Annotated in this window: 20 protein-coding genes, 1 tRNA gene and 1 pseudogene; 10 read left to right on the top strand and 12 right to left on the bottom strand. The window is 65.4% G+C overall.

Annotation, left to right across the window (positions count from 1 at the left end; translation table 11 throughout):
• Nucleotides 1-8 precede the first annotated feature (8 nt).
• Together AU185_RS16160 and AU185_RS16155 are read left to right on the top strand one after the other, a co-directional pair.
• Nucleotides 9-1,142, top strand: a complete 1,134-nt coding sequence (locus tag AU185_RS16160) for a phosphotransferase family protein (RefSeq protein ID WP_059101073.1) — start codon at nucleotides 9-11, stop codon at nucleotides 1,140-1,142.
• Nucleotides 1,142-2,254, top strand: coding sequence for an Rv3169 family protein (locus AU185_RS16155; protein WP_059101074.1), 1,113 nt, complete (start codon nucleotides 1,142-1,144; stop codon nucleotides 2,252-2,254). The genes AU185_RS16160 and AU185_RS16155 overlap by 1 nt, the downstream gene beginning before the upstream one ends.
• A 35-nt stretch (nucleotides 2,255-2,289) precedes the next feature.
• Here AU185_RS16155 and AU185_RS16150 read toward each other — a convergent pair whose 3' ends face one another.
• Entirely contained in the window at nucleotides 2,290-2,661 is a 372-nt protein-coding gene (locus AU185_RS16150) for a DUF4345 family protein (protein WP_197413452.1), read from the bottom strand.
• A gap of 33 nt (nucleotides 2,662-2,694) precedes the next feature.
• Between AU185_RS16150 and AU185_RS16145 the strand changes: the two genes are divergently transcribed.
• Complete coding sequence (locus AU185_RS16145; RefSeq protein ID WP_059101075.1) at nucleotides 2,695-3,483, top strand: helix-turn-helix transcriptional regulator; 789 nt, start codon at nucleotides 2,695-2,697, stop codon at nucleotides 3,481-3,483.
• 61 nt (nucleotides 3,484-3,544) lie between these two features.
• Here the strand turns inward: AU185_RS16145 and AU185_RS16140 are convergent, their stop codons facing one another.
• Nucleotides 3,545-5,023 (bottom strand): flavin-containing monooxygenase, encoded by a 1,479-nt coding sequence (locus AU185_RS16140; protein ID WP_059101076.1) that lies wholly within the window; start codon nucleotides 5,021-5,023, stop codon nucleotides 3,545-3,547.
• Nucleotides 5,024-5,063: 40 nt separating this feature from the next.
• Entirely contained in the window at nucleotides 5,064-6,053 is a 990-nt protein-coding gene (locus AU185_RS16135) for a TIGR03617 family F420-dependent LLM class oxidoreductase (RefSeq protein WP_059101077.1), read from the bottom strand.
• A gap of 19 nt (nucleotides 6,054-6,072) precedes the next feature.
• On the opposite strand from AU185_RS16135, the gene AU185_RS16130 reads away from it, so the two are divergent.
• A complete protein-coding gene (locus AU185_RS16130; RefSeq protein ID WP_059101078.1) occupies nucleotides 6,073-7,434 on the top strand; it encodes a flavin monoamine oxidase family protein in 1,362 nt (453 codons plus the stop codon).
• A gap of 14 nt (nucleotides 7,435-7,448) precedes the next feature.
• Here the strand turns inward: AU185_RS16130 and AU185_RS16125 are convergent, their stop codons facing one another.
• Nucleotides 7,449-8,417, bottom strand: a complete 969-nt coding sequence (locus AU185_RS16125) for an alpha/beta fold hydrolase (protein WP_059101079.1) — start codon at nucleotides 8,415-8,417, stop codon at nucleotides 7,449-7,451.
• 116 nt (nucleotides 8,418-8,533) lie between these two features.
• Between AU185_RS16125 and AU185_RS16120 the strand changes: the two genes are divergently transcribed.
• Nucleotides 8,534-9,505, top strand: coding sequence for an NADPH:quinone oxidoreductase family protein (locus tag AU185_RS16120; protein ID WP_059101080.1), 972 nt, complete (start codon nucleotides 8,534-8,536; stop codon nucleotides 9,503-9,505).
• 96 nt (nucleotides 9,506-9,601) lie between these two features.
• Here the strand turns inward: AU185_RS16120 and AU185_RS25670 are convergent, their stop codons facing one another.
• The 3 genes from AU185_RS25670 to AU185_RS16110 all read right to left on the bottom strand — a co-directional run bounded on the left by AU185_RS25670 (nucleotide 9,602) and on the right by AU185_RS16110 (nucleotide 11,655).
• Nucleotides 9,602-9,994, bottom strand: a complete 393-nt coding sequence (locus AU185_RS25670) for an integrase core domain-containing protein (protein ID WP_231740401.1) — start codon at nucleotides 9,992-9,994, stop codon at nucleotides 9,602-9,604.
• Entirely contained in the window at nucleotides 9,987-10,769 is a 783-nt protein-coding gene (locus AU185_RS25665; protein WP_231740393.1) for a helix-turn-helix domain-containing protein, read from the bottom strand. The genes AU185_RS25670 and AU185_RS25665 overlap by 8 nt, the downstream gene beginning before the upstream one ends.
• A gap of 133 nt (nucleotides 10,770-10,902) precedes the next feature.
• A complete protein-coding gene (locus AU185_RS16110; RefSeq protein ID WP_059101155.1) occupies nucleotides 10,903-11,655 on the bottom strand; it encodes an alpha/beta hydrolase family protein in 753 nt (250 codons plus the stop codon).
• A 63-nt stretch (nucleotides 11,656-11,718) separates the two neighbouring features.
• Between AU185_RS16110 and sodC the strand changes: the two genes are divergently transcribed.
• Nucleotides 11,719-12,585, top strand: a complete 867-nt coding sequence (gene sodC / locus AU185_RS16105; RefSeq protein ID WP_059101081.1) for a superoxide dismutase[Cu-Zn] — start codon at nucleotides 11,719-11,721, stop codon at nucleotides 12,583-12,585.
• 6 nt (nucleotides 12,586-12,591) lie between these two features.
• Here sodC and mbtM read toward each other — a convergent pair whose 3' ends face one another.
• The 5 genes from mbtM to AU185_RS16090 form a co-directional block, all read right to left on the bottom strand.
• Nucleotides 12,592-14,121 (bottom strand): long-chain-fatty acid--ACP ligase MbtM, encoded by a 1,530-nt coding sequence (mbtM, locus tag AU185_RS16100; RefSeq protein WP_059101082.1) that lies wholly within the window; start codon nucleotides 14,119-14,121, stop codon nucleotides 12,592-12,594.
• A 161-nt stretch (nucleotides 14,122-14,282) separates the two neighbouring features.
• Nucleotides 14,283-14,343, bottom strand: a tRNA-Met gene (locus tag AU185_RS25185).
• A 416-nt stretch (nucleotides 14,344-14,759) separates the two neighbouring features.
• On the bottom strand, nucleotides 14,760-15,332 hold the full coding sequence (locus AU185_RS25830; protein WP_502687990.1) for a Pycsar system effector family protein: 573 nt from the start codon (nucleotides 15,330-15,332) through the stop codon (nucleotides 14,760-14,762).
• Between the two features lie 19 nt (nucleotides 15,333-15,351).
• Entirely contained in the window at nucleotides 15,352-16,047 is a 696-nt protein-coding gene (locus AU185_RS16095) for an adenylate/guanylate cyclase domain-containing protein (protein WP_059101083.1), read from the bottom strand.
• A gap of 43 nt (nucleotides 16,048-16,090) precedes the next feature.
• Complete coding sequence (locus AU185_RS16090; RefSeq protein WP_059101084.1) at nucleotides 16,091-17,044, bottom strand: adenylate/guanylate cyclase domain-containing protein; 954 nt, start codon at nucleotides 17,042-17,044, stop codon at nucleotides 16,091-16,093.
• A gap of 113 nt (nucleotides 17,045-17,157) precedes the next feature.
• On the opposite strand from AU185_RS16090, the gene AU185_RS16085 reads away from it, so the two are divergent.
• From AU185_RS16085 to AU185_RS16070, 4 genes and pseudogenes are all read left to right on the top strand, one after another.
• On the top strand, nucleotides 17,158-17,523 hold the full coding sequence (locus AU185_RS16085) for a helix-turn-helix domain-containing protein (protein WP_059101156.1): 366 nt from the start codon (nucleotides 17,158-17,160) through the stop codon (nucleotides 17,521-17,523).
• Nucleotides 17,524-17,528: 5 nt separating this feature from the next.
• Nucleotides 17,529-18,095, top strand: coding sequence for an ImmA/IrrE family metallo-endopeptidase (locus AU185_RS16080; RefSeq protein WP_059101085.1), 567 nt, complete (start codon nucleotides 17,529-17,531; stop codon nucleotides 18,093-18,095).
• 498 nt (nucleotides 18,096-18,593) lie between these two features.
• The gene (locus tag AU185_RS16075; RefSeq protein ID WP_231740402.1) at nucleotides 18,594-18,788 is read left to right on the top strand and encodes an antitoxin VbhA family protein; all 195 of its coding nucleotides are present in this window, start codon (nucleotides 18,594-18,596) and stop codon (nucleotides 18,786-18,788) included.
• 11 nt (nucleotides 18,789-18,799) lie between these two features.
• A pseudogene (locus tag AU185_RS16070) lies at nucleotides 18,800-19,436 on the top strand (Fic/DOC family protein).
• Nucleotides 19,437-19,678 lie beyond the last annotated feature (242 nt).

Below are 19,678 nucleotides of genomic sequence, written 5' to 3'. Positions count from 1 at the left end.
AAGAACTTGTGGCTAGTGAACCGGCTGTCGAGGACATCAACCGCCTCGAGCATTCGAGTCGCGATCTGAGCACCCTCCCCGGTGTGATGTCGCGGTGGCTCTCGACGGTGCTGCCCGGCGGGGTGGCACCGGAGATCACCGTGGAAAGCGGCGTCGACGCCAACGGGATGTCGTCGGAAACGATCATCCTGACCGGACGCTGGACCGCCGACGGTCAGGCGCAGGAACAGAAATGGGTGGCTCGGGTGGCGCCCACGGCCGAGGACGTCCCGGTGTTCTCGTCCTACCGGATGGACCACCAGTTCGACGTGATCAGGTTGGTGCAGGAGAAGACCGATGTTCCGGTGCCGCAGGTGCGGTGGCTGGAGAACAGCGGCGAGGTGCTCGGTACGCCGTTCTTCCTGATGGACTATGTCGACGGCCGGGTCCCGCCCGACGTCATGCCGTACACGTTCGGAGGGAACTGGTTCGCCGACTCGCCGGCCGAACGGCGGCGGGAACTACAGGACCACACCGTCGGCGTGATCGCCAAACTGCACTCCATTCCACAACCGGAGACGACCTTCGGGTTCCTCGACGACGGAAGCGACCGCAATGCGTTGCGGCGCAACCTGAACTGGCTCAAGGCCTGGTACCAGTTCGCCGTACCGGACATCGGGCGCTCGTCGCTGATCGAGCGTGCCCTCGAATGGCTGGAGGCGAACTGGCCGGCCGACGTCGCGGCGAGCGACCCGGTCCTGGTGTGGGGCGACTCCCGCGTCGGCAACGTCCTGTACTCGGATTACCGGCCGGTGGCCGTACTCGACTGGGAGATGGCCACACTCGGGCCGCGCGAGATGGATGCGGCATGGATGATCTTCGCGCACAACGTCTTCCAGGAGTTGGCCGGGCTCGCGGGACTGCCCGGGCTACCCGACTTCATGCGCGAGGACGACGTCAAGTCCACCTACGCCGCGTTGACCGGCGTCGAACTCGGCGACCTGCACTGGTTCTACGTCTACTCCGGCGTGATCTGGGCGTGCGTCTTCATGCGCACCAGCGCACGACGGGTGCGTTTCGGCGAGATCGAACGGCCCGACGACGTCGAATCGCTGTTCTACCACGGCTCACTGCTCAAACGACTGATCGGAGAGGATGCCTGATGCTCGGGCCCACCGACGAATTCCCCATCCACCAGATTCCGCAACCGATTGCCTGGCCCGGGTCGTCGGACCGCAACTTCTACGACCGCTCCTACTTCAACGCCCATGACCGCACCGGCGACATCTTTCTGATCACCGGTATCGGCTACTACCCCAACCTGGGTGTCAAGGACGCATTCGTCCTCATACGGCGGGGCGACGAGCAGACCGCGGTGCACCTGTCCGACGGCATCGACTCCGACCGGCTCAACCAGCACGTGCTCGGCTACCGCGTCGAGGTGAACGAACCGCTGCACAAGCTGCGGATCGTCTGTGAGGAGACCGAGGGCATCGCGGTCGACCTCACCTGGGACGGCCTCTTCGACGCGGTGCAGGAACAGCGCCACGTGTTGCGCACCGGCACCCGGATCACGTTGGACGCACAGCGTTTCGCACAGGTCGGATCGTGGAGCGGCGTCATCGCGGTCGACGGCGAGGAGATTGCCGTCGACCCGTCGGTGTGGATCGGCAGCCGCGACCGGTCGTGGGGCATCCGACCGATCGGCGAACCCGAACCCGCCGGCAGGCCGGCGCATCCGCCGTTCGAGGGCATGTGGTGGCTGTACGTGCCGATGGCGTTCGACGACTTCGGGATCGTGTTGATCATCCAGGAGGAGCCGAACGGATTCCGCAGCCTCAACGACTGCACGCGAATCTGGCGCGACGGCCGCGTCGAACAGCTCGGCTGGCCGCGGGTGAAGATCCACTACACCCCGGGCACGCGAATCCCCCACAGCGCCACCATCGAAGCGACCACACCGGACGGCTCGCCCGTGGTGTTCGAGGTCGAGTCGAAGCTACCGGTCCCGATCCACATCGGCGGCGGGTACGGCGGCGACTCGGACTGGCTACACGGCATGTGGAAGGGCGACAAGTTCACCGAACGCCTCACCTACGACATGACCGATCCGGCGGTCAACGGCCGCGCCATGTTCGGGGTCATCGACCATGTCGGTCGCGCGGTGTGCCGGGAGGGCGGTCGGTCCGCCGAAGGGTGGGGTTTGTTCGAGCACGGTGCGCTCGGCCGGCACGACCCGTCGGGATTCAAGGACTGGCTCACCGTCGCCGACTGAGCGGTTTCGGTGCGCTGCTGATCGCTGCGCGATGGCTAGCGCGCCGAAACCACCCATAGCGCTGCCGCCGCGATCGCCTCCACCACGAGGTAGAACCAGTTCGGATAGAACGACGTTCGCTGATCGATGACGGCCGACACCACACGACCGAACGCCATTCCGGCCAACGCGGCGGCGACCGTGAGCAGCACGCCCGTCCGCAGAGCGCCGCCCTCGAGGGCCGCGTACGCCAGCACGCCGGCCATGGCCAAGCCGAAGCCACCGTAGACGGCGCGCACTTCGGATCGCGATGCGGCGCCGCCGAGCGTGGTGCCGAACGGCCGGACGAGCGCGTCCGGGGCGGCCAGCGCATAAACGCCCATACCCGCGAAGAACACGGCGATCACTGCCACCACTGCGGATGCCAAGGTAGCCTCCTGTCGATCGATCAGGAGTCCAGCATGACCGCACGCGTGGCTGACGCGCTTCCACAAACCTGCTGTCCGTCGGTGTGGCTGTGGCCCGGCCAAGCGTTGTACGCCGGCCCGAGCCTCAAGCTCGCGCCGCATTCCGGGTCGGTGTGGTGCCTGGCGGTCGGTATCGGTGGCCCGCTCACCGTCGCGATCCCCGACGCGGACCGGGTCGACGGGCGCAGTGTCCTGATCCCGCCGCGGCTGACTCACCAGTTGATCTGTCACGGCGAGGGTCTGGTCTCGTGCTACCTCGAGCCGACGACCAGCCGCGCCGAAAGCTGCCGCGCCAAGATCGGCGAATGGCATGGCGCACTCGGCAGCGGTCACGTCGACGAGGACCGGCTGCAGTTCACGCCCACTGACGATGCCGAGGCGTCGCACTGGCTGGCGCTGGCCGCACCCGCTGCGGACAGGCGCATCGATCCGCGGGTCATGAACGCTGTCAATCGAATTCGCGCTGACCCCACTGCGTCGATTCCATCGCGGGCATTGGCCGCCGAGGTGGGCCTGTCGGAGTCACGGTTCCTACACCTGTTCCGCGACGAGTTGGGCACCACCGTGCGTCGCTACCGGCTGTGGACGCGTTTGATGGAGGCGGGCAACGCCATTGCCGACGGCATGAGCCTGACCGAAGCGGCGATGTGCACCGGCTTCGCCAGCCCGTCGCATCTGTCGGACCGGTTCAAGTCGACGTTCGGGCTGACCGCTTCACAGCTGCTGTCGTCCGGAGTCGTCGTCCGCGTCCCTGACCAGAGGCCGCGAGCAGACGCAAAGTGACCCGAAATGCCGTGAAATCAGGGCACTTTGCGGCTGCTCGCGCCAGGAAAGTCCGTGCTTATCAGGCGACTGGCGCGGCCGGGACCGGCGCCCGGCCGAACACCATCGACTCCTCGATCCGGTCGAATCGGTGGTCGATCGCGTCGAGCACATAGTTGTGCCGAACGTTCCACGGCCGGTGCGTTCCGGATTTCGGCAACGCGTGCAGGGCGCGTTGTACGTAGCCGGCGTTGATGTTCCACGCCGGCTTCTCCGGCATCGGCTTGTCGCCGAGATGCGGATAGGCGTGCGTGTACCCGTGAGAGTCCATGTAGGACACCAACCGTGCGAAAGCGCGGGCGGTCAGATCCGCTCGCAGGGTCCATGAGGCGTTGATGTAGCCGACACACCAGGCCAGATTCGGCACGTCCTCGAGCATGTGCTCCTTGTAGACGAAGCGATCCTGCGGTTTGATCTCGGCGCCGTCGATGCTGACATGGACACCGCCGAGCGCCTGCAGTTGTATCCCCGTGGCGGTGATGATCACGTCGGCGTCGATCCGCTGCCCGGAACTCAACACGATGCCGGACGCGTCGATGTGGTCGATGTGGTCGGTGACCACGTCCAGGCGGCCGGTGTTGATCGCCTCGTAGAAGTCGTTGTCGAGCATCGCGCACAACCGTTGATCCCACGGGTCGTAACGCGGGTTGAAATGGACGTCGACCGGATAGCCCTCCGGCAGATTGCGTTTGGCGTTCCGGCGGATGAAGCGCCTGCTGAGCTTGGGTGCCGCGCGGGCGAACGCGTAGATGAACACGGTGAAGATCGTGTTGTAGATGCGGGCGCCCCAGTACCCGGCCCGTCCCGGCAGCACTGCGCGAATCGCCTGCACGACGGGATTGACTCTCGGCCCCGAGAGCATGTACGTCGGCGACCGCTGCAGCATCGTCACGTGCCCGGCCGTCTCGGTCAGCGACGGGATCATGCTGACCGCCGTTGCGCCGCTGCCGATCACGACGATGCGCTTGCCGGCGTAGTCGAGCGACTCCGGCCAGTGCTGCGGGTGCACCACCTCGCCGCTGAACTCGTCGAGGCCGGGGAAATCCGGGCGGTAGGGCTCGTCGTAGTTGTAATAGCCGGTGCCGAAGAACAGGAAGCGGCCGCGGTACGTCGTCGGCGTCCCGTCCTGCTCGGTCTGCACCGTCCAGGTGTCGGTCGTCGAGTCCCAATCCACGGACAACACATGGGCGTTGAACCGGATGTGCTTGTCGATGCCGTGCTTGCGGGCGGTCTGGGCCAGGTATTCGCGGATGTCGGGGCCGTCGGCCACGTTCTCCGGGCGCGTCCACGGTTCGAAGGGATAACTCAGCGTGAAGATGTCGCTGTCGGACCGGATGCCCGGATAGCGGTGCAGGTCCCAGGTGCCGCCGATGCGTGCTCGGCGCTCGAGGACCAGGTAGCTCAGGTTCGGGTTCTTCTCCTGCAGGCGATAGGCGGCGCCGATCCCCGAAATGCCCGCGCCGATGATCAGTACGTCGGCGTACTGCACCCGGTTGTCCATCCGCAAACTCCTTTGGTTCCGCTGAGTACCACGATAGGAGTCAGGCGGCCAGCGCGTCGACGATCTCGGCCAACGCGTCGGCGGCGATGGGGCCGGGCTGGTAGAGGCAGATCCGGTCGGACACCCCCCCGACGCGGTCACGGATGTGGGCGGCCACCTCGGCCGGACTGCCGCACGCGGCGATGGTGCGCAGTATCTTGTCGTCGATCAGCGTGCCCATCTCCTGCCAGCGACCCTGCTTGGACAACGCGTTGAGCTCCGGCTGCAGCTCACCCCAGCCGTGCACGTCGAGCACCGGGCGGTAGGCGGGCGTGGAGCCGTAGAAGGCCAGCAGCCGGCGCGCGGCCGCGTGCGCCGTCTCGTCGCTGCCCACGGACACGATGATCTCGGGCACCACCGCGAAGTCGTCGAGGGACCTGCCCGCCTGCGCCAACCCGTTGCGCACAGCCGGCATCGTCACCTCGTGCAGGAACCGTTTGGACCCGAACGGCATCACCAACAGCCCGTCGGCGACCTCGGCGGTGGCGCGGGTCAACCGCGGGCCCAGCGCACCGAGATAGATCGGCGGCATTCCGTAGGGGTTCGGCCCGGGGTTGAATGTCGGGGTCATCAGCGTGTGCCGGAAGTACTCACCGCGGAAATCGAGGCGTTCGCCGGTCTCCCAGGCCGCGAACACCGCGCGCAGCGCGCCGACCATCTCCTTCATCCGCTCGACCGGACGGTCGAATGCCGCGCCGTAACGTTTTTCGATCTGCGCGCGCACCTGCGTGCCGAGGCCCAACGTGAAGCGACCCTTGGCGAGCAGCTGGAGGTCGTAGGCCTGATGGGCAAGCTGAATCGGGTTGCGCGGAAACGCGATGGCCACGTTGGTCATCAGGTCGAGGCCGTCGACGGTGGACGCGAGCGTCAGCGGCGAGAAAACGTCGTGCGGTCCTTCGAAGGTGAACACTCCGCTGGCGCCCGCGTCGCGCAGCAGCTGCGCCCGTTCGATCGCATCGGTTGGACCGAACAACGCTGTCATGACCTTCACGGCGTGAGAGCCTAATCGCGTGCCTAATTCCTCCGTCCCGGCCGACACCGATGTGGTCGTGGTGGGCGCCGGGTTCGCCGGGCTGTCGGCGGCGCGGGCGTTGGTGCGCCTGGGCCACGACGTCGTGGTGCTCGAGGGCCGCGACCGGGTGGGCGGGCGGTCGTCGACGGCGACGATCGCGGGTGTCCCCGTCGACCTCGGCGGCACGTTCGTCGGGCCGACTCAGGACGCCGTCGGCGAATTGGCGGCCGAGCTCGGCTGCCGAACCGTCCCGACGTACTGCCAGGGCAAGAACCTGATCCGCTGGCGGGGCAAGGTCCGGTCCTATCGCAGCACCATCCCACGGCTGTCGATCATCGAACTGCTCGACGTGTCGCGGATCCAGTGGCGCTTCGAACGTGTCTGTCGCAAGGTGCCGGTCGACAAGCCGTGGGAGGCCACCATCGCCGACAGCCTGGACTCCCAAACGCTCGACGGCTGGCTGAAGTCCGTACACGCGAGCGCGGGAACACGGGATCTGATGGCGATCATGTCGAGGGTCACCTGGGGGTGCGAACCCGATGCGGTGTCGATGCTGCACGCGGTGCGCTACGTCAAGGCGGCCGGCGGCTTGGACCGCATGCTCGACGTCGAAGGTGGCGCCCAACAGAGCCGCTTTCCCGATGGCACACAACAGATCGCGGCACGGATAGCCAGAGAATTAGGCCCGCGCGTCGTGCTCGATGCCGCGGTGCGCAGCATCGAACGCCACAACGACGGCACACTCACCGTGACCTCCGATCGCGGGCCCGTGCGCGCCAAGGCCGTCGTCGTCGCAATACCGCCCCAACACCGCAACGCGATCGCGTTCCTGCCCGAGCTGCCCGCCGAGTACGGCAAGCTCGCGCAGCACTGGCCGCAGGGCAATCTCAGCAAGGCCTACGCCGCATACGAGACGCCGTTCTGGCGCGCGAAAGGCCTGTCCGGCGAGGCGCTTTCCGACGAAGGGCCGGTGTTCATCACGTTCGACGTGAGCCCAGGAGACGAGGGCCCCGGCGTCCTGCTCGGGTTCACCGACGCCCGCTCATTCGACTCACTGCCACCGGCGCGGCGCCGCGAACGCGCGCTGTCGGGCTTCGCGACGTTGTTCGGTGACGCCGCGTTGGCACCGATCGACTACCTCGACCACTGTTGGGGCGCAGAACAGTTCGCGCCGGGCGGGCCCACTGCCGCCGTGCCGCCCGGCTCCTGGACCGCATACGGACCGTGGTTGCGCAAGCCCGTCGACGGGATCTATTGGGCCGGTACGGAAACCGCCGACACCTGGACCGGCTTCCTCGACGGCGCGGTGCGCTCTGGCCGGCGCGCCGCAGACGAGGTGCATCGCGCACTGACCGGTTAGGCCGGTGGGCCGAATCAGGAGCTTATGCGGCCCTCGGAGGTCACCGAGTCGATCAGCAGCCGCAAGTGCTTGTTCACCTCGTCCGGGCGTTCCAGGATTGCGCAATGTCCACCGGACAGTTCGACGAACTGGGTCAGATTGGGTGCCTCACGGGCGATCCGGCGCGCCGACGCGATCGGCAGCAGCCGGTCCTTCTCACTGCCGATCACCAGGGTCGGCACCACGAGGTTGGCGAGCCCGATGTGTCGCGGACCGAGGTGGTCGACCAGCGTATGGGCCCAGCCGCCGCGGCCGGCGGGCGCAGTCGCAAGGAACAACTCATGGACGAACGCGGCGATGGCGGGGTCGGCGTCGCGGCCCACCGCGAGCATCGACAGGAAGCGCTGGTTCGGGCCGGCGGCGGCGCGTGGCAGCGGCATCGCGCCGAAGGTCTTCAGGAACGCCCCGGCGGTGAGCACGCGCACGCCGGCCAGTCGCGCCGGCACGGGCAGCAGCTGGACGTTGCGCAACAGGTCGCCGGTCGTGGTGTTGATGAGCGCGACGGCGTCCGCGCGTTCGGTCACCCGCTCGGCGTACCGCTCCGCCCACGACGTGATCGCGATGCCGCCCATCGAATGGCCGGCGATGACCGCCCGCTCACCCGGTGCGAGCGTCGCGTCGAGCACCGAATCGAGGTCGGCCGCCAGATGATCGAGGCTGTACGCGCGACGACGGGCCGGCACCGCGCTGCGACCGTGGCCACGGTGGTCGAACGCGATGACGCGATAGTCGCGCGACAGATCGGTGATCTGATGCGCCCACACCCGGATCGCGCACGTGATTCCGTGCGCCAGCACGATCGGATAGCCGTCCTCGGGCCCGAAGACCTCGGCGTGCAGGCGGATGCCGTCCTTGGAACGCACCGCGACGGCGCGGCTTTCGGGCAGCGACTGGGCGGGGGCAAAGGCGGGGGCCTTCGACCGGCCGCGTGGACCACCACTCATCTTCGCTCCGTTCGACCTCGGCAACGTTGCCGCATAAGTGAGCTTATCTAACAGTGTGCAGTACAGGCGTGACCGCGGCGCGGATATCAGGCATTCGAGGATGTTAAATAAGCGCCATGCGTGCGATTCAAATAGCCAGCCTCGACGGACCTTCGGCGGCGAAGCTCGTCGACGTCGAGGAACCGGACGGTGATGGCGCGGTCGTCATCGAAGTGCACGCGGCCGGCGTCGCGTTTCCCGACGTGCTGCAGTCACGCGGGCTCTATCAGTACAAGCCGGAGCTGCCGTATACGCCTGGCGGCGAGGTCGCGGGCGTGGTGCGCAGCGCACCGGACGGCTCGCACGTCCGTGCGGGTGACCGCGTCGCCGCGCTGACGATGCTGTGCGGCGCGATGGCCGAAGTCGTCGCGCTGCCCGCCGAACGCGTCTTCAAGCTGCCCGACAACGTCTCGTTCGAGGCCGGCGCCGGTCTGCTGTTCAACGACCTGACCATGCACCACGCGCTGCGGACACGGGGCCGGTTGGCCGAGGGCGAAGCGGTGCTCGTGCACGGGGCGGCCGGCGGCATCGGCACGTCGACCCTGCGGTTGGCGCCGGCGTGGGGGGCATCACGGGTGATCGCGGTGGTGAGCACGGAGGACAAAGCCGAGGTGGCCAGGGCCGCCGGGGCGACCGATGTAGTGCTGGCGGACGGTTTCAAGGACGCCGTGAAGGGGTTGACCGACGGCCGCGGCGTAGACATCGTCGTCGACCCGGTCGGCGGCGACCGCTTCACCGACTCGCTGCGCTCGCTGGCCCCGGGCGGACGGCTGCTCGTGATCGGCTTCACCGGTGGCGAGATCCCAACTGTGAAGGTGAACCGGTTGCTGCTCAACAACGTTGACGCGGTCGGCGTGGGCTGGGGCGCATGGACGTTCACCCATCCGAACTATCTTGCCGAGCAGTGGGCCGAGCTGGAGCCGCTGCTGGCCTCGGGCAAGGTGTCGGCGCCGCAACCTCAGGTGTTCCCAATCGAGCGCGCCGCCGATGCGATCGCCGCGCTGGAGGACCGCTCGGCGAAGGGCAAGGTCGTCGTCGCGGTTCGCTGACTTTCCCGGCGACTTGTGCACGTTCAGGAGCGGTGAGCGCTCTGTTCTGTTTCGGGACATCGCTGACAGGTTGATGTCTCGGGACATCGTTGACAGTCATGGTGCTGGTTTGGGTTCGCGTTTGCCGTGTGTTCCGGGTTTTCGGTGACCGTTTTGGTATCGGCGGTTGGGGTTGGCGGTGAGTTCACGCACGAGTGTGGTGCCGCTGAAGATGACGATGTGGGTGCCATCGCAAATGGTGTCGCAGGCGTGTCCGCTCCATCGGCGTCCGACGTTGACAATGTAGGGCCCGACGGTGAGATTGCCTGAACCGGCGCTGACGACCTGACGGTTGACGAAGACGGGCTGCGGCAACGGCCGGTCGGCGGGGCGGGCCTTGTGGGTGGCGTGGAAGGTCTCGGCCGGGGTGGCCCCGCGCAGTGCCCGGTGCGGGCGGTGATGGTTGTAGTAATTGCGGAACTGTTCCAGTAGCGCGTTGAGCTCATCGATGGTGGTTGGCGCATCGTGGGTGCGCAGCCATTTCTTCAGTGTCTGCCAGAGCCTTGCCGCAGGTCTGCGGGTGAAACGGTGTCGAGTTGATGGTCACCGTGCCCAGCGCGCGCAGGTTGGCCTCGAAGGTGGCCTCGAACCCACGCCACTTGCCGGTGTAAACAAATCCGTTGTCGGTCAACGACATTGCCGGGATCCCGCACTCGACAATGCCGGCCACCATCACCGACCACACCAACTCGCCGGTGGCGTCACCGGGCCCGGCCCGCAGAGCGGGCAGGTAGCGGGAGTGATCATCAAGGGTGCCGGCGATGGCCACCGGGGCGCCGTCGGCCAAATGCCACCCCGTCCAGTCGGACTGCCAACACTCATTGGGGCGGCTGAAGGTGAACCGTTTAGTCGCCGATTTCGGTCGTTTCTTGGGCTGCGGCACGATCGCGCCGTGGCGCGTCAGAATTCGCCACGCTGTCGAGCGCGAGGGCACCTCGGGCATGCCCTCGCGCTGCAGCGCCCACACGATCGACTGCGGCCCATGATCACGACCGGCCTCGATCAGCTGTTTGCGTTTTCGCAGCACCAATTCCTCGACCGCCGCAGCGGTCTGCCCGGGCGAGTGGTGCGGCCGTCGTGACCGTTCTTGAAGACCAGCCAGACCCTCGGCACCAAACTGGCGTCGGTACTTGTAGAACGTCTGCCGACTGATCTGCTGATCACGGCAGAACGCCGACACATTCTCGATCGGCCCGGCATATGCAGCTGCAACACGAATATCCATCGCCGTCACCTTCTGGGCCATGGACCATCCTGGCCGCAGCCCCACTCAGGTGTCAGCGATGTCCCGAGACATCAACCTGTCAGCGATGTCCCGAAACAGAACAGAGCGGTGAACGCTCCGAAACGTGCACAAATCACAGGTAAGGGTCGGCCCAGGCGCTGATGATGCGCGCGGCGCGGGCCGCCTGGTTCTTCTCGGTGAGCAGATGATCGGCGCCCTCGAGCGAGACGAAGCTGCGGGGGTGCCGGGCCGCGCGAAAGATCTCGCTGGCGTTTTCGATGCCGACGGTGTTGTCGGTCGGCGAATGCATGACGAGCAGCGCGCGGCGCAGCGTTCGGATGCGCTCCTGCAGATCGACGTTGCGGACGTCGTCGATGAAGTGCCGCTTCAACGTGAGCGCCTTGCCGCCGATGAGGAACGGCGCCTCCCCCTCGGCCTCGATCCGCTCCACGAGCGCGTCGTACGTGCGCTCGACGTGCGCGGGCTCGGACGGCGCCGCGATGCTGGCCACCGCCGCGACGCTCGGGCACTCGTGGGCCGCGGCGATGGCGGCCGACCCGCCGAAGGAGTGACCGACCAGCAGGCGCACCTCGCGGCCTTCGGAGTTCATGAACTCGACGGCCCGCGCGGTGTCGGCCACCTTGTGCGAGAACGACCCGTCGCTCCAGTCGCCTTCGGAGTCACCGAGGCCGAGGTTGTCGAAGCGCAGCATGCCGATGCCCTCGCTGGCGAGTTGCTTGCAGATGCGGCTGGCCGCAGGACTGTTCTTGCCGAGCGTGAAGCCGTGCGCGAACACGCCCCACCCGCGGACGTCGCCGTCGGGCATGTCGAGCTCACCCGCGAGCGTGGGTCCGCTGCAGCTCGGGAAACTGACACGCTCAGCCACGCGGGTCATCCTGTCATCCGGCGACCATGTGTCGTCGATCACTTCTTCGGGTACCAGGGTGCCATGGCAAACCGAATCATCATCGCGGCGCTCGCCGTGGCGACACCGATCGTCGCGCTGACCGGCTGCAGCACCGAGGACGCCGGCGAAGAGACCACGACGCCCGGCACCACGGCGGCGCCCGCGGCCACCGAGCGACTCAACGCACAGCTGAAGACGGCCGACGGCACACCTGTCGCCAACGCCACCCTGGACTTCGCGAACGGCTTCGCCAGGGTCACGGTCGAGACGATCGAGAGCGGCATCTTGAGCCCGGGTTTCCACGGCTTGCACATCCATTCGGTGGGCAAGTGCGAAGCCAATTCGGTCCCGCCCACGGGCGGGGAGCCAGGTGATTTCCTGTCGGCGGGCGGCCACTTCCAGGCGCCGGGGCACACCGGCCACCCGGCGAGCGGCGACCTCACCGCGCTGGAGGTCCGCTCCGACGGGTCCGCAGAGCTCGTCACGACCACCGATGCGTTCACGGCTCAGGATCTGTTGGCCGGTGAGGGCACCGCGCTGATGATCCACCAGGACGAGGACAACTTCGCGCACATCCCCGACCGCTACACCCAGCCCAATGGCACGCCGGGTCCGGATCAGGACACGCTGGCCACGGGTGATGCCGGCGCGCGGGTGGCGTGCGGTGTCATCCAGTCGGCGTCGGGAACCACCACCACGACGACGACCACGACAACCACGACGACGACACCGACGACGGTGACGGAGACGACCGTGATCAGCCCGACCACCGAGACGGTGGTGCCGCCGCCGCCGGCGATTGAGACCACGACGGCGGACACGACCACTGTGACCACTACGACGACCGCGCCGACGACGACAACAACGACCGAGACCCCACCACCGGCGCCACCCGCTCCGGGCGGCTGACGGCGATCAGGACCGCTGCAGCAGGTCGCGTTTGACCTCGAGCCGCCGCAACTTGCCCGATGAAGTCCGCGGTAGTGCGCCGGGCCGGACGAAGACGACGTCGGCGGGTATCACGCCGCACTCGGATGCGACGCGCTCGATGAGGTCGGCGCGCGACTGTGCCTCGTCGGGACCGCGGAACTCCGCGACGATCGCGACGCCGGGCCTGATCGAGCGCTCCCCAACGCCGACCGCCACCACGGCGCCGTCCCGCACGCCGGGTGCGCCGGCCGCCACCCGTTCGACCTCGGCGGGGAAGATGTTGCGGCCTGCCACCGTGATCAGTTCCTTGGCGCGGCCACAAACCACCAGACCGCCGTCGACGAAATAGCCGAGATCGCCTGTGGCGAACCATTCGTCGGGGTCCAGCGGGGCGTCGTCGCGGTAGCCCGACATCATCGAGGTTCCGCGGATCAGGATCTCGCCCACCCCATCGTCCTCAGCGTCGTCGCGCTGCTCGACACGCACCGACATGCCGGGGATCGGCTCGCCGAGCACCGCATGGCCGGCGCCGTCGACGATCATGCCGCGGCCAGGCTCGGGAACCGTTACGGCACAGGTGGATTCGGCCAAGCCGTAGGAGGGCGCAAGCGCACCGGCGGAGAACCCGAAGCGGGCCATCTCGGTGGCGAACAGCGCGGTCAGTTCACAGTCGACGGGTTCGCCGCCGTTGAGCGCGAACCGCATGCTGCCGAGGTCGACGTCGGTGACCCGGCGCGAGTACTTTCCGATCAATCCGTATGCCATGTTCGGCGCAGCGGTGATAGTGGCGCGACTCTCGGTGAGCCAGTCCAACCAGCGAAACGGTGAGGCCTGGAATGCGGCGGTCGGCGCCTGCCACAGGTCGATACCGCCCAGGGCTCCGGCCAGCACAAAGCTCAGGCCCATGTCGTGATACAGCGGCAGCCAGGAACAACCGGAGTCGGCCGGAGACACCCCGATGCGGGTGTTGAGGCCGCGGAGGTTGGCCAGCACCGCATCCGGGGACAGCTGCACCGCGCGAGGAACACCCGTCGAGCCGGCCGTGCCCTGAAGCAGGGCGATGGCGGCGGGTTCGTCGGGTCGCCGGAAGGTCGTTGATCTGGCAAGCGGCGCAACGGAATTCAGTTCTTTCACCACCGGCCCGCCGTCGACGCGGGCGAGCTGCTCGAGATGACTTCGCCCGGTGAGCACGTGGCTGACGCCCATACCCGCGAACCGGGCCACCGTCGTCTGCGCCCACTTGTCTGCGTCCGCGCCTCGAACCGGGCTGGGCGCGATGGTCACCGCGACGCCGGCCTGGAAGGCGCCCAGGATCGCCGCGATCAGCTCGACGGTGGGTTCGCCCGCCAGCCCCAGCGTGGAGACTTCCTCGTTGAGCAGCCACTCCGCGACGTTCTCCGACCGGCCGTGCACCTCCGGCCAGGGGTGGCGGATCCAGGTGCCGTCGTCGAAGACGTGCAGGCTGTTGTCAGAGCTGGTCAGCCGCTCGGCAAAGGCCTTCGCCAACGAGTCCATGGACCACCTCGCAGTGTTTACGCGCTTGAATAAGCGATTGTCGATCTGGTCAATTGCGTCCAAAGCTAACCGATCGAAGTTCGCCGTGGGAAATCACCTCGATGCCGTCGGCGAGATACGAAACGGCCCCCGGAAATCCTCCGGGGGCCGTTTCACCTAGTAGCGGGGACAGGATTCGAACCTGCGACCTCTGGGTTATGAGCCACCCGGTTCCGGTCCCGCATGACCTCCCCGGTCTCGAACGTGCAGGTCCAGAAGGCGTCGCCGTCCCAGCCATCACGGTGCGTCTCACATCCTCACGGCAGTTGCGCCCTGTTTCGTTCACAAATCCGTTCACAAGCTAAGGCGTCAACTGCCGCGGCTCGGCCACCGGTCGCCGACGCTGCTGCAGGTCTCGAACTGGCACCACCTTCGCATCGCCCGAGGACTTACCCGGCCCGGAGGGTCGCCGCGAACACCGCCCGCTGTCACGAACGGGTCAGGAGAGTCTGCTTGTGGTTGCGATCGAAGCGCCGACTGCTCTCATTCAGCCACTCCCCCACGTACCCTATTGCAAACCCGCGTTTCATGGATACTCGTCATTATCCATGAAACGGCCAGCGAGGCGCTGTTGTGTCGGCGAGACCGGGTTCGTCGCGCTACCGCAGCGTTCGGCTTCCGATCACGATTGCCAAGACGATCAAGAACAGGAGACCCGTGCCGAGGCTGTATGCGGCCGCCGATGCCCACCGATACTTGCGGCGCGCGACGGTTGCGATCGCGTGTGTTTGTTTCGCAATCTGTTCTGTCAGGTGGCCCGGATTTGAAAGTAATTTCCTTAATGATTGAGCGTAATTCGTACCATCGCTTCCAAATTTACGGACAATATGTACGTAATACAAAAGGCTGTCGGGCGCCTCTCGGCGGTGGAGACGTAGGCGCGGAACTAGAGACCAAACTGCAAAGAGTGCCGCAAAAACTAGCCCTCCGCAGCACAACACGGCGACAACAGAAAACCAGCATGAAGGGGAACTCTCGTTCTTCACCAAGTTATATAGGACGCCGCCTGCCACTCCAGCGGCGGCAAGAATGAACCCTGCTTTTGTCTCGGCGTGGCGCACCCATTCATTGACGACGGAAAGTCCTTTCCACGCATGGTCGGGAGCACTCTCGTCCGAAGACGGCGTCTCGGCGCCGACTGGGTTCCGCGCGCCATCTGAGCTGGATGTCAAACTCGTTCACCGCCGAGGCTCATAGAGTCCACCACCAGGTCGAGCCATAGATTCGGTATCCAAGGTCCCTCGTTCCGAGATCAGTCCACATGTCACGCTTTGGTTCGCCCCCGTACTTTGACGACTCACCTAGCATGTTGTAGACCGATGCGGAGATGTAAGTTGGATATGTAGTGGGCAGCGCCGCCATCTTGGCAGCGTTATTCGCCGCATTTCCAACCCACACGAGATCATTGCTGCCCCGGATTCCGGTCCGCGCAATGAATAATGGGGACGTATCAATTCCAACGCGTTGCCTCAGGTCGAAACTATTGTTAGGGTACTGAGCCTTAGTCGCCGGACGGAGAATATCACGCACGGCGTAGTTGATTCTCAGTCCGCATTTTGCGGCATTGGAATTCTTGGAGCCGCCGATAAATACGGCCATAATGCGATCCCCATCGTATGCAGTAATAACCCCATCGTGGTGGCGAACTATCCGAGCGGCGCAGTACAGGTAGTTCTTGTAGATTTCGGCCGCAAACCAGTTCTCATGGTTTTTGACCATCACAGTGGACTGAGCCAGGTCCGCATACAGTACGGTGGCCTCCAACTTGACTGCCTCGTTGCCAAGGGCGATGTCGTCCGTCTCTGGCACCTTCGTGCCGTCGCGGGTCTTCCACTGGCCTTTGTGCACGGCCGCGACGTAGCTTTTCAGTTCCTCTTTGAGCGACACGAATTCTCCAGTGTTCCTGACGACCGGCTTAGGTGGGCCGGACTCATCCGCTTCGCCGCAAGCTCGCCAAGCCCCTGCGGTGTGCCAGGTAGTCCGTACGCATGCGCTCCCATCGAGCAGCCCGGACGGCGTCGAAGGTCGACTTGGCCGCCTCCCGAACACTGGCGGACTCCTGTCTAGTCGTCTCGCCGTTCAGTATTGCCGCGACGAAGTCAGCACCGCATTCGCGACACCAGCAAGCGCTCAACATCCGCCCCATCGCTTCATCGTCGTCGTGGTCGAGCTTTTCGATTCTGACGTCCTCCCACAACGTGGAAGGCTGCGCAAGCACACCTCCCGCGGAATCGTGGCCACACGAGGTGGTCAGGAAGTCGTTGTTTTCGATCGCGAGCCATACCGAACCGGTGACGATCATTTGCCGTCTGCTCGCTTGCTGGGCCGCCTTCGCGGCATAGTTCACGGGCTTGCCAGCCCATACGGGCTCCTGTTCCGCAGGATTGCGAGGCGTACCAATTTTCTTCACCAAGGTTCGCCCACTAGCAACCCCAACCTTGAACCCAGTCTTTGGCGCCTTCGGCCACTTTGATTCCAGAGCCGGTTCGAGATACCGCTCGCTGAAGGTCTTCACGGTGATTCCGGCACAGATAGCCCGCTCGATAGCACCATTCCCCCAAAAAAGCCCGAACGCTCCATCGCCCTGAATCTGAATGAAGTCGGCTTGGAACTCGTGCAAGATCCTCACCGCATTGCCGGTTGCAGCGCGGTAGATGGCGGCTGTGCTTCGGGGGTGCTTTCCGACGCTCATCTGCGTGGAGTTTTCGAGGTCAACGAACGCGGCGACAATGTTGTCGACCCGAAGCCATTTGCTGCCCGATGCGTCCGGAAGTTCATCCGCATTTAGGTTGTCTGGATCGATGTCGTCGACCGGCGGATTCTTCTGTAGGACGTCGGAGACGTCACCGTCGACGGCCTGCAGGATGTCGTCAAGCTGCTTCATCGGGCTGTCTTTACCTCCGGTCGACATCGGTGTTCCAGTTATGCATCTCTGTCTCAAGTCTAACACACTGTGTCGAGAACGATGTGGCGTTGCATATGTGCGACACTGCCAACATGGCGAAAACCACGATCGATACCGCCGTTTTGTACGCTGCCCTGGATGCTGCGCGCGTTGAGCGCGGCCTGTCGTGGCGGGGGCTTGCCAAGGAGATCGGTGTGAGCCCATCGCTGCTGTCGCGGATCGGAAACGGATTGAAACCCGACACAGACGGATTCGCGACTCTTGTTGCGTGGCTTCGTCTGCCGGCCGAAGAGTTCTTCACCGACGAGGAAGGCCGCGCGGCGACGGGCGGTGATCCAGACCTGATGGTGAAACTCGCACCGCTTTTGCGCGCTAGTAAGGAGCTGAGCGCGACAGACGTGAAGTATCTCGAACAAATCATTGCTGCGACAATCGAGCGCGCTCGAGACCACCGTTAAGCCTTATGCGACGTGGATTCAAAGCGGAGGCCAAGCGGCTCGCTATAGAGCTGCGCACCGAGATAGGTCTCAACGTTCACGTTCCGTTCGATCCATACCAATTCGCCGAAATGTACGGAATCCCAGTTGTCCGGCTAAGCGAGCTCGAAGGCGAGGCGCGTGACCACTTTCTCCGGCGCGATGGTAGCGCCGTCTCTGGCGCGCTGATCCCCGTCGGAACCGGTGCAGTCATCCTGGAGAACGATGCCCAGCCAGCGACTCGCCGTCGCACCACTATGTGCCACGAACTAGCCCACCTCATCCTCGAGCACAACTTTTCGGTATCTCTGTCAGAGGACGAGCGCAAGTGCGGTCTAGGCGGCGAACAAGAGGCGGAAGCAGACTGGCTCTCGGGCGAAATACTGGTGCCCTACGACGGAGCGTTCCACCTGGCCCGCTCTAACGCCACCGATGAAGTCGCGGCGAGCAGGTTCGATGTAAGCCTCGCTGTCGCGCGCTGGCGCATGAACCACAGCGGCGCCAGGACCGTCATCCGTCGGACACGAGCAAAGTGGTCGCGTTCGCCGAGTTAGAGAGGATTGGCCGCAACTGTGAAATCGCCGCGACGCCCTCCCAACCGGACGAGTGCCGATAACTGCCGACTATGTCGGTCTCGGACGCACTGAATGTGTCGAGCCCTCTGTTGTCTGTAGACGCCGTCGACCGCTGGTCTTTGCAAGCACAGGCGGGATGGGATGGTCTCCAGTGCTGAGTGACGACATCGTTGAGACGAATGAGCACGGCCAGGTGCCCATGATCGCGAAGCCAGAGGACGTCAATTCTGTCGATCCCGTCGGCCGACTCGTGACGTGAACAGCAGAGCGTCGATGAGCGCACGGTCGTGCCGGCAACATGAAGGCTCAGGTATTCGATATCGGCGACACCAGACCGCCCATCCCCGCCGGTACGCCGTACGACGTCAGCGTGCATCCGGTGCCAGCGCTGTCGGCCCCGGCCAGCTGCACGCCGCGTATCCGCGGTTCCACCCGATGTCCGCCGTGTGGCCTATGCTGGAGGCCACTTCATTGAGGGTGGTGTTCCGAGCGACCGAGCTGCAGAAGGCCAAGCGCCGGGTCAAGGCCGTGCGCGCGATCCGCCGTAGCACAGAACTGGAAGGTTCCCGCAGCACCAACGCCACGCGCGCCGACCAGGTTGCCTACGCCCGTGGAACCATCACCGCCGCTGAGCTGAGCGATCGCGTTCGGCGCCGGTACAACGTGAAGTAACCGAGCCTGGAGTGCCGCATCCCTGGGATACCGGCGATCTCGAACGGAATTGGCGGGGCTATTTCATTCCTGGCACGAACATTCTGAGAAATCGTGTCGGTGCTCAGACAACGAAGGAGCTGCGGGACGCGGAGAACGATCTCGTCGAGGCACGTGTTATCGAACTTCGTGAGGCCCCCGAACTCCTGGGTGATCGCACGTATGACTTGCCGTATCTGCGCGCGATCCACCGTCAGCTCTTTCAAGACGTGTACGTCTGGGCGGGTGATGTGCGGACAGTTGGCACCGAGAAGGGTGGCGAGTCCTTCTGTCCCCCGGGCAGCATCAGCCAGCCGATGATCCATGTGGCCGCTGAGGTCCACCGGCTGAACCGGCTCAGGGATGTCCCCGAGGCTGAGCTCGCCCGCACCGTCGCGTACCTGTATGACTACGCGAACTTTGCCCACCCCTTCCGTGAGGGCAACGGCCGTTCCACCCGCGAGTTTTTCGACATCTCCTCTCAGAACGCGGCGCCGGACTCGACTGGCAGAAGACCGACCTGACTGAATTGCACAGCGCATGCCACGCTGCTCGAGCCGAATCCGACCTCGCAGGGCTGACCGCGATGTTTGCGAGAATCCTGGACGCTGACCCTGATACGATTTCTGATCGGGCCGGGAGGCTGCCTGTTCAAGGCCTCTGGCTCCGCCGCCACTCATGGACCTCGGTGAGGGCACCGGTCCGGCCGATGCAGCCGTCGCGAAGCGCTGAAAGATGTTGTCGCCGTTGAGTCGATCTGGTTCAAAGATTCGAAAAGGCGATCGTCGGACCGGCGGTGGGGTCATCGCTGATTCGTGCTCAACTCGGGCGGGTAGGCCCGGAGGAGTTTGGTGGTGGGGTGCGAAACAAGC

It is taken from the genome of Mycobacterium sp. GA-0227b, from assembly GCF_001499855.1.
In the GTDB taxonomy this organism is placed as follows: Bacteria; Actinomycetota; Actinomycetes; order Mycobacteriales; family Mycobacteriaceae; genus Mycobacterium.
The sequence above is the reverse complement of the archived record's forward strand: the minus strand, read 5'-3'. Positions and strand labels throughout refer to the sequence as shown.

Excerpts from the sequence above, each read along its gene's own strand:
- AU185_RS16090 (WP_059101084.1), bottom strand. The coding sequence starts at position 17,044 with ATGAAGCAGCTTGACGACATCCTGCAGGCCGTCGACGGTGACGTCTCC.
- AU185_RS16085 (WP_059101156.1), top strand. The coding sequence starts at position 17,158 with ATGGCGAAAACCACGATCGATACCGCCGTTTTGTACGCTGCCCTGGAT.
- mbtM (WP_059101082.1), bottom strand. The coding sequence starts at position 14,121 with ATGGACTCGTTGGCGAAGGCCTTTGCCGAGCGGCTGACCAGCTCTGAC.
- AU185_RS16080 (WP_059101085.1), top strand. The coding sequence starts at position 17,529 with ATGCGACGTGGATTCAAAGCGGAGGCCAAGCGGCTCGCTATAGAGCTG.
- AU185_RS25665 (WP_231740393.1), bottom strand. The coding sequence starts at position 10,769 with ATGGATATTCGTGTTGCAGCTGCATATGCCGGGCCGATCGAGAATGTG.
- sodC (WP_059101081.1), top strand. The coding sequence starts at position 11,719 with ATGGCAAACCGAATCATCATCGCGGCGCTCGCCGTGGCGACACCGATC.
- AU185_RS16125 (WP_059101079.1), bottom strand. The coding sequence starts at position 8,417 with ATGAGTGGTGGTCCACGCGGCCGGTCGAAGGCCCCCGCCTTTGCCCCC.
- AU185_RS16140 (WP_059101076.1), bottom strand. The coding sequence starts at position 5,023 with ATGGACAACCGGGTGCAGTACGCCGACGTACTGATCATCGGCGCGGGC.
- AU185_RS16120 (WP_059101080.1), top strand. The coding sequence starts at position 8,534 with ATGCGTGCGATTCAAATAGCCAGCCTCGACGGACCTTCGGCGGCGAAG.
- AU185_RS16145 (WP_059101075.1), top strand. The coding sequence starts at position 2,695 with ATGACCGCACGCGTGGCTGACGCGCTTCCACAAACCTGCTGTCCGTCG.
- AU185_RS16155 (WP_059101074.1), top strand. The coding sequence starts at position 1,142 with ATGCTCGGGCCCACCGACGAATTCCCCATCCACCAGATTCCGCAACCG.